General features: G+C 67.7%; 14 protein-coding genes, 1 tRNA gene and 1 pseudogene. 6 read left to right on the forward strand and 10 right to left on the reverse strand.

From position 1 onward, the window contains the following. Nucleotides 1–143: 143 nt before the first annotated feature. Complete coding sequence (locus tag C3B71_RS14505) at nucleotides 144–1,115, reverse strand: serine hydrolase domain-containing protein (protein WP_108969003.1); 972 nt, start codon at nucleotides 1,113–1,115, stop codon at nucleotides 144–146. A gap of 11 nt (nucleotides 1,116–1,126) precedes the next feature. After that, nucleotides 1,127–1,879, reverse strand: coding sequence for a nitroreductase family protein (locus tag C3B71_RS14510; RefSeq protein ID WP_073331442.1), 753 nt, complete (start codon nucleotides 1,877–1,879; stop codon nucleotides 1,127–1,129). A 181-nt stretch (nucleotides 1,880–2,060) separates the two neighbouring features. On the opposite strand from C3B71_RS14510, the gene C3B71_RS14515 reads away from it, so the two are divergent. Both C3B71_RS14515 and C3B71_RS14520 read left to right on the forward strand, forming a co-directional pair. Then, on the forward strand, nucleotides 2,061–2,801 hold the full coding sequence (locus C3B71_RS14515) for a 3'-5' exonuclease (protein WP_073331310.1): 741 nt from the start codon (nucleotides 2,061–2,063) through the stop codon (nucleotides 2,799–2,801). A gap of 279 nt (nucleotides 2,802–3,080) precedes the next feature. Then, nucleotides 3,081–5,537: a glycoside hydrolase family 2 TIM barrel-domain containing protein gene (locus C3B71_RS14520; RefSeq protein ID WP_108969005.1), complete on the forward strand. Its 2,457-nt coding sequence runs from the start codon at nucleotides 3,081–3,083 to the stop codon at nucleotides 5,535–5,537. A 56-nt stretch (nucleotides 5,538–5,593) separates the two neighbouring features. On the opposite strand, the gene C3B71_RS14525 is transcribed toward C3B71_RS14520, so the two are convergent. Genes C3B71_RS14525 through C3B71_RS14535 form a run of 3 tightly spaced genes read right to left on the reverse strand, consistent with a single transcriptional unit; the run spans nucleotide 5,594 to nucleotide 8,103 of the window. Beyond that, nucleotides 5,594–6,787 carry a hypothetical protein gene (locus tag C3B71_RS14525; protein ID WP_325048208.1) on the reverse strand — a complete coding sequence of 398 codons (1,194 nt, stop codon included), beginning with the start codon at nucleotides 6,785–6,787 and terminating at the stop codon, nucleotides 5,594–5,596. Beyond that, nucleotides 6,784–7,419, reverse strand: coding sequence for a dCTP deaminase (dcd, locus tag C3B71_RS14530; protein WP_108969007.1), 636 nt, complete (start codon nucleotides 7,417–7,419; stop codon nucleotides 6,784–6,786). Before dcd ends, C3B71_RS14525 begins: the two co-directional genes overlap by 4 nt. 60 nt (nucleotides 7,420–7,479) lie before the next feature. After that, the gene (locus C3B71_RS14535; protein ID WP_073331322.1) at nucleotides 7,480–8,103 is read right to left on the reverse strand and encodes a TM2 domain-containing protein; all 624 of its coding nucleotides are present in this window, start codon (nucleotides 8,101–8,103) and stop codon (nucleotides 7,480–7,482) included. A 169-nt stretch (nucleotides 8,104–8,272) separates the two neighbouring features. Between C3B71_RS14535 and C3B71_RS14540 the strand changes: the two genes are divergently transcribed. Further along, nucleotides 8,273–8,346 (forward strand) — tRNA-Gly (locus C3B71_RS14540). Nucleotides 8,347–8,381: 35 nt separating this feature from the next. On the opposite strand, the gene C3B71_RS14545 is transcribed toward C3B71_RS14540, so the two are convergent. Further along, nucleotides 8,382–9,179, reverse strand: a complete 798-nt coding sequence (locus tag C3B71_RS14545) for a M50 family metallopeptidase (protein ID WP_234415949.1) — start codon at nucleotides 9,177–9,179, stop codon at nucleotides 8,382–8,384. Nucleotides 9,180–9,452: 273 nt separating this feature from the next. Between C3B71_RS14545 and C3B71_RS14550 the strand changes: the two genes are divergently transcribed. Next, nucleotides 9,453–10,100 carry a (deoxy)nucleoside triphosphate pyrophosphohydrolase gene (locus tag C3B71_RS14550; protein WP_108969009.1) on the forward strand — a complete coding sequence of 216 codons (648 nt, stop codon included), beginning with the start codon at nucleotides 9,453–9,455 and terminating at the stop codon, nucleotides 10,098–10,100. A gap of 406 nt (nucleotides 10,101–10,506) precedes the next feature. Here C3B71_RS14550 and C3B71_RS14555 read toward each other — a convergent pair whose 3' ends face one another. Next, complete coding sequence (locus tag C3B71_RS14555) at nucleotides 10,507–11,004, reverse strand: hypothetical protein (RefSeq protein WP_159097717.1); 498 nt, start codon at nucleotides 11,002–11,004, stop codon at nucleotides 10,507–10,509. Between the two features lie 293 nt (nucleotides 11,005–11,297). Here C3B71_RS14555 and C3B71_RS14560 point away from each other — a divergent pair, with 293 nt between their 5' ends. Then, nucleotides 11,298–11,780 carry a hypothetical protein gene (locus C3B71_RS14560; protein ID WP_108969013.1) on the forward strand — a complete coding sequence of 161 codons (483 nt, stop codon included), beginning with the start codon at nucleotides 11,298–11,300 and terminating at the stop codon, nucleotides 11,778–11,780. Nucleotides 11,781–12,246: 466 nt separating this feature from the next. On the opposite strand, the gene C3B71_RS14565 is transcribed toward C3B71_RS14560, so the two are convergent. The 3 genes and pseudogenes from C3B71_RS14565 to C3B71_RS14580 form a co-directional block, all read right to left on the reverse strand. Further along, entirely contained in the window at nucleotides 12,247–13,818 is a 1,572-nt protein-coding gene (locus C3B71_RS14565; RefSeq protein ID WP_108969015.1) for an IS1634 family transposase, read from the reverse strand. A gap of 329 nt (nucleotides 13,819–14,147) precedes the next feature. Further along, on the reverse strand, nucleotides 14,148–14,762 hold the full coding sequence (locus C3B71_RS14570) for a hypothetical protein (protein ID WP_146752451.1): 615 nt from the start codon (nucleotides 14,760–14,762) through the stop codon (nucleotides 14,148–14,150). Between the two features lie 238 nt (nucleotides 14,763–15,000). Continuing rightward, a pseudogene (locus C3B71_RS14580) lies at nucleotides 15,001–16,312 on the reverse strand (integrase core domain-containing protein). A gap of 321 nt (nucleotides 16,313–16,633) precedes the next feature. Between C3B71_RS14580 and C3B71_RS14585 the strand changes: the two are divergent. Further along, nucleotides 16,634–17,305, forward strand: coding sequence for a TetR/AcrR family transcriptional regulator (locus C3B71_RS14585; RefSeq protein ID WP_108969022.1), 672 nt, complete (start codon nucleotides 16,634–16,636; stop codon nucleotides 17,303–17,305). The last annotated feature ends 28 nt before the right edge of the window (nucleotides 17,306–17,333 follow it).

The raw sequence follows: 17,333 nt of genomic DNA on the forward strand, positions 1-17,333 counted from the left end.
ACCGCCCACGCCCCGATGGACCGCTGTAACCGGCGGCTACGGCGGTCCAACGGGGGAACAGGGGTCCAACCGACAGGCTCAACAACCACACACCGCCACCCAACCGCGCACCTCCACCCAAGCACTTACACAACCGGACCTAGTCACAGGGCGAGGATCTGGGCGCCGAGGGCGGGCCAGTTCTCCCGGTGCACGGTGCCGAAGGGGCGCGCACCCAGGAACACCGCCTGGCGGCGGGCGACCGGGTCTATCCAGATGAAGGACCCGGACTGGCCGAAGTGGCCGAAGGTCTCGGGGCTGCTTGTGGGGGCGGTCCAGTGCGGCTGTTTGGCGCCGCGGACCTCCAGGCCCAGGCCGAAGTCGTTTACGGCCTGGCGCCCATATCCGGGCAGGACGCCCGGCAGCCCGGGGTGGACGGGGCGGCGTGCGGCTTCGGCCAGTGCGGGGGAGACGAGTGTGGGGGCCGCGAGCTCGCGGGCGAAGGCGGCCAGGTCGGCGGCACTACCCGTCCCCGAGTGAGCGGGCGAGCCGGGGATGCGGACGCTCGCCATGCCGAGGGGCTCGAGGACGGCCTCCTCCACCCACGCCTCGAGCGGGGTGGCGGTGGCCTCCTCCAGGTGCCGACCGAGGATTTCGAAGCCGCGGTTGGAGTAGATGCGCCGTTGTCGCGGCGGCGCCAGCACGGCATCGGAGTCGAAGGCGACGCCGGAGGCGTGGGCGAGCAGATCGCGGACGGTGGCGCCGGGGAGTTCGGGCGCGGCGGGGGCGTCGAGGTCCAGCAGGTGGCGGTCGGCGGCGATCAGAGCGCTCCAGGCGACGATCGGCTTAGTCAGGGAGGCGAGTGGGAAGACCGCGTTGCCGTCGCCCACCCGGGCGAGGGTGCGGAAGCGGGGTCGCGCGCCGGGGGCGGAGGGAGAGTTGGCGTCCGCGTCCGTGAGGAGCTCGCCGGCGATGAGCGCGATAGGAAAGTCGAATCGCTGTACGGCGGGGAGGTCCTCCGGACCGACCGGGGCGGGCACGGCGCCAAACCCGGCGGGGAGGGCCTCCGGCCCGACCGGGGCGGGCACGGCGCTGCCGGCTCGGCCCGGCCGGTCGGCTCCCAAGGAGGTCGGCATCGCGCCTCGCCTCAGTGCAGGCAGAGGCGCTGCTCGTGCAGGACGTCCAGGACGGGCGCCTGTGAGGCGGGGCCGCCGCCCAGCGCCCGGGCGATCTGCGTGGTGAAGGAGTCCACCCGGTTGTTGGTGTCGCGCAGGTCGTAGTACTGCTGGACCTCGGCGTCGTAGGCGGCCAGGGCGTCGGCGTGGGCGTCGAGGTCGGGGTAGGCGTCAACGGCGGTGACGATCTCGCGGGGCAGGCGCGGCTTGTACTGGGGCTCCTGGGCGGCGTGACCCACGAGCAGGCCGAGCAGCGGGTAGGTGCGTTCGGGCAGGCCCAGGGCGGAGATGACGCGACGGACGTCGCCGATGATGGAGCCGAGATAGACGGTTCCCAGGCCCAGGGACTCGGCGGCCACGACCATGTTCTGGGCGGCGATGACGGCGTCCTCCACGCCCTGGAGGAACAGGGCGGTGCGCTCGAGCGGCTCCAGGGAGGCGCCGGCGCGCTCGCGGATGACGGCGTTGCGGTGCAGGTCGACGACGAACACGAACAGTTCCCCGCGGTCGCCGCCCACGTAGGGCTGGCCGGAGGCGAGGTGGAGTTGCTCGCGCACGGCGGGGTCCTTGACCCGGATGACGGTGACCTGCTGCTGGAAGGAGGAGCTGGCGGCGTGGCGGGCGACGTCGAGCAGGGTGGTAACGACGTCCTCGGCGACCGGCTCGGAGGTGTAGGCGCGGATGGTGCGGTGGGCAAGTTGGGCGGCGATGGTGGTGTTGGTGATGGGCGTAGTCGCCGGGGTGGTCAGGGCGTCGGTTGGTGCGGCGGCAGCGGCGCCGGTGGACTCGTTGGCAGGCGTGGTCGTCATGACTCGACTTTAGCCCGGTCGGCCGGGTCCCAGCCGTGAGTGTTGGGAGAGAACCAAGGGTGGGGCCGGCCTGCGGCGAACGCCTACCATGGGGCCGATGCCCTTCTATCACCGCACGCGTCGTCCACTGCGCCAGACTCTCCAGCCCCGCTCCGCCGCGGGCGCACCGGAGACCGTGGACGTTTCGCGGGTGGGCTACGCCGTCGTCGACCTGGAGACCACGGGCCTGTCCCCGGCGGCGGATTCGATCATTGAGATCGGGCTGGTACTGGCGGGCCCCGACGGCGCCGTGGAGCGCACTTGGTCAACCCTGGTGAACCCGGGCACCGGTGTCGATGTGGGCCCGACGTACATTCACGGGCTTGTGGCCGAGGACCTGGTCGGGGCGCCCGCCCTGGCCGACGTCGCCGACCTGCTGGTGCGCGACCTGGCGGGGCGGGCGGTGGTCGCCCACAACGCGCGCTTCGACGTCGGCTTCCTCACCCAGGCGCTGGGCGGCCTGGACCGGTTGGAGCGCGGAGCGCGGGTGCCGCGCGTGTGCACCATGGAGATGGCACGGCACTTCATGGCCACGCCGTCGCGGCGGCTGGTCACCTGCTGTGAGACCGCCGGCGTGGAGATCGGGCGGCATCACACGGCGCTCGACGACGCCCTGGCCAGTGCGGGCCTGCTGCGCCACTATATGGCGGTGGGGCGGGAGCGCGGCGAGGAGCCGGTGGCGTGGTCGCGCTCGCTGACGGAGGCGGTGGCCTTCAACGGCTGGCGCTGGAGCGAGACGGCCGCCCGCGCCCAGGAGTCGCGTCTGGTGCCGCGCCGCGGCGACGGCGTGCTGCGGTAGGTTGCGCCTCGGGTTCTTCCTACACGGGAGGTTCGAGATCAAGACAAACGCACGTCGGGATGCTGGGCTTGAGTGCACCGACCAGGTCGAGTTGCTGGTCGGAGATGAAACAACGGCCTCTGACAGCTCCTCGTGGGCCAACCCGTGTCCTCGAACTACCACCTGACGCGAAGGCACTTGGCGGTCTCGTACCCCACACCGGCGTCGAATCGGTCATGATTGGCCCGTTAGGACCAAAGCCGGCGCGACGGAGCACCGGCCCGAAAGGACCACAACACCATGAAACGCACCGACCTCAACCGCGGCTGGACCTTCCGCGAGAACACCGGCGCCTTCGCCAGTCTCCTCGGCGCCGCCCCCACGAGGGGCGTCGACCTTCCCCACGACGCCGTCCTCGCCGGCGGCCGCGACCCCGGCAGTGAGAACCAGGGCAACAACGCCTACTTCCGCTCCGGCGCCTGGGTCTACGAGAAGACCATCGACGTACCCGCCCAATGGCGCGACCGCCGCGTCACCCTGGAGTTCGAAGGCGTTTACCGCGACGCCGTCGTCAAGGTCAACGGGGCCTTCGCCGCCCAGCGGCCGGGCGGCTACACCCTCTTCCACGTCAGCCTCGACCCGTACCTGCACTACGGCGAGGAGAACGTCATCACCGTCGAGGCCCAGGCCCACAACGACTCGCGCTGGTACTCCGGCGGCGGCATCACCCGCCCCGTACACCTGCTCCTCGGCCCACTCATCCACATCGCCCCCACCGGCATCCAGGTGACCACCCCGGAGATCGACGACGAACTCGCCGTCGTTGAAGTCGCCGTCCCCGTGGTGAACGGCTCCAACGCCACCGCCACCACCGACGCCCGCATCGAAATCCTTGACCCCGACGATGTCCTCGCCGCCACCGGGACACTGCGCGTATCGACCCTCGCCGGCGAGACCCAAACCGGCCGCCGGCGCCTCTACATCCAGGCCCCGCAACGCTGGAGCACCGACTCCCCCGCCCTGTACACGGCCCGCGTCACCCTCGGCAGCGGCGATGCCGAAGACACGGCCGAGGCCCGCTTCGGCATTCGCAGCCTGCGTCTGGATCCCATCCACGGGCTGCGTCTCAACGGCCGGACCGTCAATCTGCACGGCGCCTGCGTGCACAACGACAACGGCGTCCTCGCCGGCGCCTGCATCGCCGCCGCCGAGGACCGCCGCGTGCGTCTGCTCAAGGCCGCCGGCTTCAACGCCCTGCGCTCATCACACAACCCCATGAGCGTGGCCATGCTCGAGGCCTGCGACCGCCACGGCATGCTCGTCATGGATGAGACCTGGGACGTGTGGACCGACGCGAAGACCACCGATGACTACTCCCTGGCCTTCCCCGAGTGGTGGGATCGCGACGTCGAGTCCCTCGTCGCCAAGGACTTGAACCACCCCAGCGTGATCCTCTACTCGATCGGCAACGAGATCCCCGAAATCGGCACCCCCCACGGCGCCCGCCGCGCCCGCGCCATCGCGGAGAAACTCCGCTCCCTGGACTCCAGCCGCTACGTCCTCAACTCCCTCAACGCGATGATGACAGTCCTGGACGAACTCGCGCAGATGCGCGAGCAGGCCGGTCAGGGCTCCGATGCGGACTCCCCCGCCGAGGGCGCCGATTCCGGCGCCGGCGACATCAATACCGCCATGACGGACGCCGACGACATGATGTCGGCGATCATGAGCCTTCCGGAGATCACCGACAAGATCACCGAGGCGGCCGACGCCGTCGATATCCTCGGACACAACTATGCGGACGTGCGCTACCGGATCGAGCATGAGGCCGACCCGAACCGTGTCATCGTCGGCTCGGAGACCTTCTCCACGCGCATCGCCACCTACTGGAGGCTCGTCCAGGAGCTGCCCTATGTCATCGGCGACTTCACCTGGACCGGCTGGGACTACCTGGGCGAGGCCGGCATCGCCCGCCCCATCTACTCCGACGACCAGGCCTCCGGCATGGGCGCCGCCTACCCGTACCTGCTCGCGGGCTCCGGCGACATCGACATCCTCGGCGATCGCAAGACGATCTCCCTGTACCGGGAGGTCGCCGTCGGCCTGCGCAAGAAGCCGGTGCTGGCCGTCCAGCGGCCGGAGCACTTCACCGAGCCGATCGCGCCGCACTCGTGGACGTGGACGGACTCGGTCGCGTCGTGGACGTGGGATGTACCGACCGGCAGCCCCGTCACGGTCGAGGCCTACGCCGACGCCGACGAGGTCGCCTTCCTCGTCAACGGCGCCGAGGTCGCTCGCACGCCCGTCGGCACCGACCTGCCCTTCTACGCGAAGGCGGACACGACCTACCAGCCCGGCGAACTCACCGTCGTCGCCTACCGCGACGGCCAGGAGCTCGGCCGTACGAGCCTGGAGACGGCGGGGCCGGTGGCCGCGCTCAAGGCGGAGGTCGAGGCGGGGCCGGTGCGGGCCGACGACGCATCACTGGCCTTCGTGCCGATCTCACTGCTCGACGCCGCCGGCCGCCTCAACCCGGCCGCGGACCGACCAGTCACCGTGGAAGTCGCGGGACCGGCGGTGCTGCAGGGGCTCGGCTCCGCCCGCCCGAGCCACGAGGAATCCTTCCTGTCCGACACGTTCACGACGTATCAGGGCCGTGCGCTCGCGGTCATCCGTCCAACGGGCATAGGCAAGGTCACGGTGAGAGTCTCCGGGGATGATCTGGGCACGGAGGTGTCCTTCACCGTCGAGCCCTGATCCGTAGGCGTGTTCCGGGGGCCGGTGCCGTCCCCAACCGGCCCCCGGCGCGTCATTCACGCCGGGCAGCGGCTGTTGCGGGGACGGTCAAAGCGCCACCAAGAACCCGTCGTCGTCCACCACCACTCCCCGGCGCCGCCCAGCAGGGTGGCGGCGATCTTCTCAATCAGTGCCCCGGCGGCATCGCGCGCCCGCCGAACGTCGGTGGGAGGGTACTCGTGGTGAGCGTCGGCCGGGTCGAGGGGTGCCCACACAACCTGGTAGGCGATCACCCCGCCGCGAGCCCAGGACTCGCCGCGCACCGCCAGCGGCACCGCCTCGGCCGCCTGGACGCGGATCTCGATCCCGCCCCAGTCGGGGCGCTCCTCCGCCACGTCGGTAACCACGCCGTACCCGTCGCGCAGCTCCTCCACGGGAGTTCCCGCGGCGAGGGCCTGCGCCTCCTGCTCGGCCTGCTCGTGACGGTGCTGCTCGGCGGCGCGCCAGGCGGCGTCGAGCGCGTCCTCCCCCAACGTCTCAACCAACCTGTCCAACTCCTCCGGCGGTATGGACGCCAAACCGGTTGGGCCCGGCGTGGAGTCGGGCTGAAGTAGCACGTGCGCGCCCGGCGCGACCGGGGCGGTCAGGGCGACGACGCCGTCGGGAACAATCCACACGGGCGAGTACACGGTCAGGGTGGTGGAGCGCTCCGGGTCGGGGACCACCAGCACCGGTCGGGTGCGGCCGCCGGGCGCAGCCGGGTCGCCGGCCAGGCGAATCCCACCGGCCAGGCGGCGCGCAATGGCACGCAGGCGGATCAGGGCGAGCAGCTCCGTGCCGGTCGGCTGAGCGAGGGGGAAGGCGTCGGTGAGCGGGTCAACGCCGACCAATTCCTGCGGCAGGGCGCCGGCGCGCTGCGGTGGGCAGTCCAGGACCATGACCTGGGACGCCCAATCGGGCAGTTCCAGCACCCGGCGCAGCTCGCCGTCGACATGCCAGGGCCCCTGCAGCTCGGCGCCGGGAGCCACCTGCAACCGGGAGGCGCCCACCCAGCCGGCATGTTCGTCCAGGGACAGGGCGAGGGCCTCGACCTCGTCGACGGTAACGTCGTCGGCGAGCAGCAGCAGGTGCCGGGAGTCGGCGCGGCCCACCGGGAAGGAGCCGACCGCGGAAAGCGTGGTATCCGGAAGGGTGATGGCCAGGTCGGCGCCGGCGGTGAAGAAGTCCGGCATGGCCGGGCCGGCGGACCGGGGCGCTTGAGGCTGGCTCATGCCCCGGCCCCTTCGGGATGACACGCGGTGGCATCGTCGGCCGGGGAACCGGGGTCGGTGATGCGGACGCGGTGGAAGGACAGGTGGGAGCGCGAGGCCGTAGGGCCGCGCTGGCCCTGGTAGCGCGAGCCGGTGGCGCCCTGGCCGTAGGGGGCGGCGGCGGGCGAGGACAGCCGGAAGAAGCACAGCTGCCCGACCTTCATGCCGGGCCAGAGCTTGATGGGCATGGTGGCCGTGTTCGACAGCTCCAGGGTGACATGCCCGGAGAAGCCGGGATCGATGAATCCGGCGGTGGAGTGGGTCAGTAGGCCGAGGCGCCCCAGGCTGGACTTTCCCTCCAGGCGGGCGGCGACGTCGTCGGGCAGGGAGACGCGCTCGTAGGTGGAGCCGAGCACGAACTCGCCGGGGTGCAGTACCAGCGGCTCATCGGGGCCGACGTCGACCAGGTGGGTGAGCCGGTCCTGCTCAACGGCGGGGTCGATGACCGGGTAGCGGTGGTTGTCGAATAGGCGGAACCAGCGGTCCAGGCGCACGTCAATGGAGGCGGGCTGGATCATCTCCGGGTCGTAGGGCTCGAGGCCGACGTGACCGGATTCGAGTTCCGCGCGGATGTCACGGTCGGAAAGCAGCACGACCCCGATTGTGCCAGGTTGCCGGCGCCCCGGCACCCAGGTCGGGGCGCCGCGGCCGACTCAGTTGCTCAGCGGCACGCCCCTGGCGTCGACGCCCCACGGCTGGGCGCCGGGGGTGGCGGTAAGGATGATGATGCCCTCGACCAGCCCCCAGATCGCCGAAACCACAGCGAGGATACCGAAGGACAGCAGCGTGATGAGCAGTTGGGCGACGGCCTTGCCGGTGTAGCCGAGGTAGAAGTTGTGGACGCCGAGCGACCCCAGGAAAATGCCCAGTAGGCCTGCGGCGACCTTGGACTTCTGGTCGTACATCGCGTAGGGCGGGCCGTATGCCGCCGCGGACCCCTGGTAACCCGGCTGCTGGTAGCCCTGCTGGTAAGCGGGGTCCTGGTAGCCCTGCTGATAGTCGGCCTGACTGTAATTCGGGTCTTGGTAGCCCTGCTGCTGGTAGCCGGCCTGTTGCGCCTGCTCGTACCCGGTCGGGTAGGCGTCGCCCGGGTAGTCCTGGACGCCCGGGTAGGCGTCGGGTTGGCGGTAGGGATCGGCGGTCTCGGCGGTGGAGGCGTTTGAAGCGCCGTTGCCCTGAGAGTATGGGTAGCTCACGGTGGGAGCGTCGTTGAGGTTCGCCCCATAGGAGCCATCGTTGTTCTGCGGTTCGGGCGCACTGAAGGGCGAAGCAGTCATGGCGTCATGCTGACAGATCGGCGCGGCGGCGTGCAGCCCGTCTCGGGGGTTGTTCTACCCGTACGCGAGGTATCTCACGGTCCGGCTGCCCCCAGGGTCGGAGCGGTGGCGCGTTGCGCCAGGCCGGTCGCGTGGTAATCTGTGCGGGCACCTCACCCAGGTGAGGCATGCGGGTGTAGTTCAATGGTAGAACTTCAGCTTCCCAAGCTGACAGCGCGGGTTCGATTCCCGTCACCCGCTCCACCGACGGCCCACGGACACCTGACGAATCACATCCCTCACCACAGCTCGGCGACGGCGCGCACGACCAGCCAGGTAGCACCGGCGTCGACCAGCGTCCAGGTCAACCACCAGAATCCGGCCGGTAGGGGGGTGAGCGCCCCCAGTGTGCGGTGGTCGGCGCCGCCGTCACGCGAGCGGGCGACGTCGCCGAGTGATTCCCACGCCCCGGCCAGCAGCAGCAGTCCAACGCCTGCCACCACGCCGGCGCGCAGCGGCACGGCTGCGGTGGCGTCACCCCACCACCACAGGGCCGCCACCGCCGCGCCGCACAACGTCACCAGTACTGCGGTGCGCACGGATCGGCTCATCGCCAGCAGCACGACCAATACCACCAGCGCCACCGCCAACACCGCGCCCGCCCAGCCCGACAGGGCGGCGAGCACGGCGCCCGCCCCGACAATCGCGGGCATCGGGTAGCCGGCCCAGGCCGTGATGCAGCGGCCGGGCCCGCGGCTGCGGCCGGAGGTGACCGCCCGCCCGGACAGGTCTCCCGCGACGACGAAGCCGTGGAAGCGGCGTCCTACCAGCATGCCGACGGCGGCGTGTCCGGCCTCGTGTACGAGCGTGGTCAGTGCTCGCGCCCACCGGCGCACCACCGGCAGCGCCCACGCCAGGGCGACGACCGCCGCCGCGGGCCACAGCAGCCGCGGGTCGGGCGGCGTAGTGGCGGCAACCCGGGCAAGCACCCCGCCCCAGAAACCGGCGGCGCCGGGGGTCGCCGCGGCAGCGTCCGGGGTCGGCCCCGCCGCGGCGAGCATTGTGGTGTCGATTGCGTGCGTGCTGATCATGGTCACCGCCCGCAGTCTGCCAGGTGCTCCTGTGCAGGGATGCCAAGCCCCAAACGCAGCCCGAGCACGTTTCACCGGCCGTGATTCAAGCGGATGCTGTCACAGGATGCACCACTTTAAGACGGCTCCACCACTTGTAACATCGCCGGGTCGCACGATGACGCGGTTATCAAGGCGATCCAATGGCAGGGCGGGTTGAAAGTGGTGCATTCCATGACAGCTGAACCCAACCGGCCATGGCCCCGACCGGCCTCGGTGCGCGTCACCTAGGGTCGGTCCATGCTCGAAACGCGTCGTGTCCGCCCCGGCCGCCTGGTGGTGGCCGCCGCCATAGTGGACCAACTGCCGCCCTGGGGCCGGACGGCGGCCGGGCCATCAACCGCTCCGCCCGCGCCGCACACCACCGCTCCGGCTTTCTCCACCGCGCACGCCGCGCCGCCGAGGCTGCTGTGCACGGCGCGGTCGTACCCGGCCGAGCACGTCGGCCAGTACGAGTTCCCCGGCGGGAAGGTGGAGCCTGGCGAGACCCCGACGGCCGCGCTGATGCGCGAGCTCGCCGAGGAGCTCGACCTGAGTGTGCGGCTGGGCGCCGAGGTTCTCCCCTCCCCCGACCTGGCGGTGCCGCCGCCAACCCGGGCCTCCCGACGGGGTGATGCCGCGGCCACCTCCGCAGGCATACAGGTCTCCGACGCGCAGCCGGATGGCACCGTTTTCCCGGGTGACGACAGCCCGGCCTGGCCGGCAATGCACGGCTACCGCATGCGCGTGTGGCTCGCCGAGCCCATCGGGACGCCGCCCCACCTCGGCGAGGCGCACGCCGCGCTGAGTTGGGTACCGCTGGATAAGGTCGCCACCCTGCCCTGGCTGCCCGCCGACCAGCCGATCCTGAAGGCGATCCTCCACTTGCTTATGTGCCCCCGGGTGTAGCGAAGAGTTCGAGGCTAACGGCGACCCGGTGTGGCGCCGGCGCAACCGACCGAACTGCTCAACGACGACGAGCACTACTCGCCTCTGGCCACAACCCAGTGCTGGGAAAAAGCCGGGACGACATACGCCCACAAGACCCTCTACGCTGTAAGCACGTAGAAAACTCCGAGGCCCGGAAAGCCTAACCGGCTCTCCGGGCCTCGCCAAATCCAAGATCTACACCACTGTCCCCAATCAGCGCCTAGGGAGGCAATGACGCCGCCACACCATCTCGCACCCCTGTTGTGCCGCACGGCGCAATCAATAAACACAGCAGCACCGCTTGAACAGCGGCAACGCCTAGAGTCACCCTGAAGAACGCTGCTGCGAACCGCTTCACCGTATCCCCGCGAAGCGGTTCGCAGCCTCACCCCAGTGCATCAAGGTAGTCCTGCCTCACATCCTCAGGCATCTCATCTTGAAACCACACCACATATCTGCCCAACACATGTGGAACGATAATATTGGGCGGGTTCACAGACGAGAAACCCTCTAAGTAATCGCCGCGTTCCTTGGCATGCTCTTCGGTATCGAACTCCTCGATTCCTACGCGACACCTATCCTCATCATCCAGATCATTGAAGCATTCATATTGGGAGTCATATACAACCACAATCGACCGCACCCCTTCCTGCATCAAAGGTTGGTACATCAAATAATCATGATCACCCTCCGACTGGACTATTGCGGTCTTTGCCGACGGCACTCGCCTCTGAACATTCTTAGCGATTTCCTCAGCATCGCCAGACAGGTCAGGCCCGGAACATCCCGCAAGTATCGCCGCCCCCAAAAGCAGAACCGCCACCCTTGAAAACTTCATCACATCTCCTGTCACCACAAACACAAACCACCCAGACAGGAGCATGATACCACGATCGACTATAGGCACCCACAGCAGACATCACATTAATGACGTCCAACACCTCGCTCGGGCTAGTGACTACCGCACCCACCGCGGATAGCACCCCCTGCTCTCACCGCTTTCCTCCTACGGTCTCACGCAAACCCATCAGCCGACAACAGCGCTTTCTCGAGCGCTTCTATTTTGCCATGATCAATAAACTTGCATGCTAGGACTTGTGTCGCGCCGCGTTCCGCATGCGTTGCAACCACACTCGTCCACGCAGCTCAAGACATCACCCTGAAAGAGAAAGATCGATGATCGCCCTTGTTACGGACATCACCTGGAAGTACGTAGACCGCCGCGAAGCAGCCATCAAGGCCATGCGTGATTACTCCACCATAGAGACAATCCTCAACAACACCGAGAACGATCTTAATCGTATCGCAGAAGACGCGCCCGTCCCGGCCCAACCGCGCCTGGATGGCGTACCCGCCGCTGGCCTCAACCCGCATGCATCGGAGGAGCGCATCGTAGCGCACTTGGAGCGGATCGATAACCGCCAACGCCGGTATCTTCAGGCCCGCGAGTACATGAATTGGTTCGTTCCGGCCTGGCGAGCTCTCACTGATGACGAGCGGTGGATTCTAGAGACCTGCTTCCTCACCAACGACAGCGAGGCGTCGTCCGGTTCACCCATACAACGAGTGTGCGAACACTTCCTTGTCGAAAGGAGTTCGGCCTACCGGCGCCGAAGCGCCGCCCTGGAGCACCTCGCCACACTGCTCTACGGCAAGTAGCACCAGTATCCCGCACGCCCATATTCCGCTAGCGGGAATTATCTGGGACGGCATCAAGCCACAGGCACCTCTACGCTGTAAGCACGTAGATAACTCCGAAGCGCCGGGCAGGCCACCGAATACCGTAGCCTCTCGGTGCCCGATGTCTTACCCGGCGCCCCATCAACACGGTAGAGGAACCGTATCCCCGCCGCTTCGTTCTGCCGCACTGTGCCTGCGAGCGGGGTAGGACGTCGCGCCAACCCCGTCACGCACCACTTCGCCGCCACATCAATAAACACACGGCGCCTATTAAGCGCGATCCGCGTCGAATCCGACGTCGATTCCACTACCCCGAGGCTCCACACCACTATCTCGCAACCACGCGAGGCGAACCGGGACGCCCGCAGAGGCCGGGTTCATTCCCTATCCCCCAAAGCTCCTTCTCGAAACGCGGGAAGGTTTCTCCGACCTGAGTCCTGACAGTTTAGTGCCCTGCGGCGTTCAGGTTGTTGAGGATTTGCTGTGCGGTCTGGGTGGTCTGGGGCTGGGCGGTTATTTGGTGTCCGTTGATGGTGATTGTGACTTCCTGAAGTGGCTTCAGTTCGCGGACGAGCCGCTTGATGCTCACACCGGTGGCTTGTTGTAGGTGGCGGGCGACGGCCAGGGATGCCATCACCACGGTGAGATGGGCCTGGATGGCGTCGTGGGTGTGGTGGAAGACGGGCCTGGCCCGCAGGTCGTGCTTGCTCATTCGGAAGGACTGCTCCACGTGCCACAGCTCGTGGTAGGAGGCGATCACTTCACTGGCGGGCATCACGGTGGCGGGGATATTGGTCACGTAGCCTTTCAGTCCCGCGAGCCGCTTAGCGCGAGCCAGAGCCTTCTCGTCGAGCACCTGGTCGCCCTTACGGGTGGTGACGAAGCGGGTGCCCTTGGGGCGCCTGTGGCCGGCGACCACCGCCCGCGCCCGGTTCTCCTGCGCGGTCAGGGTCTTGTTGTCCCGAGCGAACCGGCGCGCGCTATAGGCCCAGATCGCCCGCCACGAGCCCGGGAACTCCACTGGGCTCCAGACGGGCTCATCACGCGTCTTGTCGTCCCTCTCGGTCGAGCGCGTGCCTCGACGTGGGGTGATCGTATCGATCACCTGCCCGTCGGCCAGGGCGTCCCCGTGCCAGCGGAAATGGGCGGCCAGGTCCGCCGGCGCCTTGGTCATGCGGGACCCGACGATGAACCCCAAGCCGGCCTGGTCGAGCGCTTCGAGGTTGGCCGCGGAGAGCATGCCGGCATCGGCCACCACCACCAGGTGCTCAATGTTGGAAGCCTTCCGGAACTCCTCGACCATGGGGATCAACGTGCTGGTCTCGGCCTTGTTGCCCTCCCAGCAGCCGATCTGTAGGGGGAAGCCGGCCCTATCCACCAGCAGCCCCACGATGACCTGCGGGTCGACCCGCCTCTCCTTGGAGTACCCCACCCGCCGCAGGGAGTCCTCCTTCTCGACCTCGAAGTACAAGGTGGTCACGTCGTATAGGCACAGGGACAGGTCCCCGCCGGCACTCACGTGCCGCAGGCAGGCGGCCTGAATACGGGAGCGGTAGTCGCCAGTAATGCAGCGGGCCAGGGACCGGAACAAGGAGCGTGGGGTTAGGGCATCAATTCCGAGTTCTCCCAGCACGGCGGGGACCTGCTCCTTACTGGTGGGCTCGACCAGACGGGCCAGCACCATCTGCATAAACCCCTCATCCCCACCCACCGCTTCATCCAGCCCCAGGGCCTCATACGCACCACACAGCACGTCCCACAGCAGGGCAGAGCGCTGCCCGACGACTACCGCCGGGGCGGCCTGGCGGGCAGCCTGAGGTGTCAGGCCGGCCAGGTCCAGCACCCCCTGGCCTCCCCGGATCTTCTCCCTGCCGGCCTGAATCAGGGCCGCCAGCTCCGCCTCATCGTGGGCCGAGCCCAGGTGCTCCACAACCCGGCGCACACCGTGCTCCTTAGCCACGATCTGCACAGCCGTAGCCCCCGACGCGGTACGCACCTTACGAACATACGGGCTCACACACCATCACTCTACCGCCACCGGATTAGTGCCCCACAACCACCAACCCAACCACACCACACCAACGAAAAACCCCAATCACCCCAGCGACCTGTCAGGAGTCAGGTCCAACGCAAATGCGGCGTAACGGCCGACGGCCTTATCGGGCCGATAACCATTCGTGCACTTCAGAAGCGCTTGGGAACCACCCAGGATGGGTCGATTTCTGCCCCCTCACAAGCCGTAATGGCGCTACAGCGCCGCTTGAACAGCGGCACTTTCTAGGAGCACCCTGAGAAACGAGGCTGCGAACCGCTTCAGCTGGCCGACATACGAAGTGGTTCGCAGCCTCACCTCAGCGCATCAAGGTAGTCCTGCCTCACATCCTCAGGCATCTCATCTTGAAACCACACCACATATCTGCCCAACACATGCGGCACAACGATATCCGGAGGATTCGCAGACGAATACCCATTCAAATACCTAGCGCGCTGCTCAGCATGATCCTCCGTATCGAACTCCTCAACCACAACCCGACACCGGCGATCATACTCCAAGCCATTGACGCATTCGTACTGGGAATCGTAAATGACGGCGACAGAGCGCACCCATTCCCGCATCTCATATTGATAGAGTAAAGACTCGTCATCGACATCCGACCGCTCGACAGTCTGAGCCGAAGACACCTGCGCTTGAACATTCTTAGCGATTTCCTCAGCATCGCCAGACAGGTCAGGCCCGGAACAGCCCGCAAGTATCGCCGCCCCCAAAAGCAGAACCGCCGCCCATGAAGCCCTCATGGTCTCTCCCACCGCTACAAACGCCGGCCACAGGAACCACATGAAGTTTACCCAATTCTTCGTGTTTGTGGGGGTGGTGGTTCGGGCCCGCGGGTTGTTGTGGGGTGGTCGTGTTCGGGTGTGGGAGGTCGTTTTCGGGCTGACGAGGACGTTCTCGCCGGACACAGGACGTCCTCGGGCAGACGAGGACGTTTTAGCCGCTCAGAGGTCGTTCTCGGGCGTATGAGGTCGTGTTCGGGCGGATCAGGACGTAGTCGCGGGGCGGCGGCGGGGTGTACGGTTCGTGTGTTCCAGTGACGGTTCGTCACCTAGCAGCAACGGTTCGGCACTTCCTGCGACGGTTCGGCACCTAGAGGTACGTACCGTCGCTGTGATGTCTCAGGACATCGGTGACAGTTTTGTGTCAGGACATCGGTGACACTTGGTGTGTCAGGACATCGGTGACAGTTGTGGTGGTTGGTGGGGTTGGGTGTGTGTGGGTGGAGACGTAACGGACGCCGGGTGCGGGCCAGGGGTACTGGGCCAGGATCTCGCCTTGGGTGTCGGTGAAGGCGACTTGGTGGGGGTCCCAGGTGATGGTCACTGGCTGGTGTGCGTGGGTTCTGGATACCAAGAAGCTGATACCGGCCAGGCTGACCACTCCGTTAGCCCCGATGGTGCCTTGGCGCTGCCCTGAGGGCGGTGTTGTGGGCCGGCGCCTGGGGCGGGGTTGTGTGGGGATGCCGCCGACGGATACGGGCTCGTGGTGCTTGGGGCGTGGCGGGGCGGCGACGGGGGTGGCGTCCCACGCCTGCTGGGGTGTCATCCTCCCGGGCAGGGCCTGGTGTCCTCGCTCGGTGTTGTAGATGTGGTCGAAGGCGTCGACTTGGGCTTGTAGCTCTTCGATGGTGTGGGCCAGGGGCTGGTTGTCGAGGTAGCGGAACAGAGTCTGGTGGAAGCGCTCGTTCTTGCCCTGGGTGGTGGGCTTATAGGGCTTGGAGGTGATGGGTTCTACCCCCAGGGTGCGCACGTGGTCGACCAGTTTGCCTTTGCGGCCGCGTCGGGTGGGGTTCAGGGCCGTCCCGTTGTCGGTCAGTAGCCGCTGGGGCACCCCGTAGCGGGCGACGGCCCGGTCGAATACCGCGATAGCCGCCTGGCTGGTCTCGGCGGCGGCGACCAGGGATGCCACCGCCAGGCGGGAGTGGTCGTCGATGAGCTGGAAGATGACGACCTCGCGTCCTCCGGCGAGGACGTACTCGGTGGCGCCCCGTCTGCCAGCAGGCGTTCGGGGCCGGATAGACAAACCGGCGCCATGCCGCCCGGGGCCTCTTCGTGGGCTCGGCTCGGGCCACGCCGGCGGAGCGAAAGATGCGGGCCAGTGATGTCGGCGAGGGCGCCTTGAGGCCCATGGCCCGCATCTTGTCGTGCACGCTGATCGGGCCGCAATCCAGGCCAGAGCGTTCCAGCGCGGCACGCACGTCAAGGGCCTGGGAGCGTACCTGGTCGCTTATGCGTCCCGGGCTTGTGCGAGGACGGCGGGAGCGGGGCTCGAGTACCGCGGCCTCCCCGTCAGCTCGGGCTCGGGCCCGCAGCACATAGAAGGTCTTGCGGGAGATGCCCTCCTGTTCGCAGAACGTGGTCACCGCCCCGCGCGGGGCGTCATCAGGCCACCGGGCGATCGCCAGACGCACACGCGGATCAACACCACTACTGTTGGACTTCCTGACTGAGCTCATGCGCCCAAAAGCACACCAGAACTGTCACCCCCAACAACCCACGAACTGTCACCGATGTCCTGACACAAAACTGTCACCGATGTCCTGAGACATCACACCCACGAACCGTCGCAAGAAGTGCCGAATCGCCGACCGCAACACACGAACCGTCAACAGAACGCACGAACCGTCAACAGAACGCACGATCCGTCGGGCGAAGGCGCCGAACCGTCAGCGGAACACACGGACCGTCACCCGCCCGCTCACGGCACCCACAAATGCCAAGAGCTCACTTGCTGACACTTCTCGCCGCTCCGTCACCTTAAGGGTTAGGGTGTCCTCATGCCGAAGATCATGGGTAACTCACTCGCCGAACACCGCGAGCGCACCCGCCGCGCCCTGTTCGACGCCCTGTCCGACCTGCTCGCCCAACGGCCCTTCGACAAGATCACCCTGTCCGACGTGGCCGCCCGCGCCGGCGTCGGCCGCACCGCCGTGTACAACCACTTCACGGACAAGGAGGACCTGCTCCTAGCCTTCATGGAGCACGAGACCGGCCGCTACGCCAAGGAGCTCGCCCAGGCCCTGAGCAACGTCGCCGACCCCATCGACCGACTGCGCGTCTACGTGCGCCAACAGGCACTGATCAAGCGTCACTATCACTTCCCGGCCACCGGCCCGCTGGCGCGCTCGGTCTCCCGCAGCACGGCCGGTCGCCTGCACGCCCACGCCGAGCAAATGACGACGATGCTCACCCAGATCCTGTCCGACGCGATGGACGCCGGCGCCATCCCCCGCCAAGACCCGGCGCTGGTGATCCCGCTGATCCACGCCTGCGTGCTGGGCGGCCGCCCCGCACCGACCGAGCCGCGTGCACGCGCCGCCTACCTCGACGCCCTGGACACCTTCGTGCTGCGCGCCGTGGGGGCACCAACGCCGGACCATGCCGTTCCCGCGGTGCGGCCCCCGCACGTCACCGAACCGACACCCCGGCCCGCCCGCGCCGCCGGCTGACGCCCCGCCGGCCTGCTAGTACTGCTGC

The sequence above is a fragment of the Actinomyces sp. Z16 genome (genome assembly GCF_003111765.1).
GTDB lineage: Bacteria > Actinomycetota > Actinomycetes > Actinomycetales > Actinomycetaceae > Actinomyces > Actinomyces glycerinitolerans.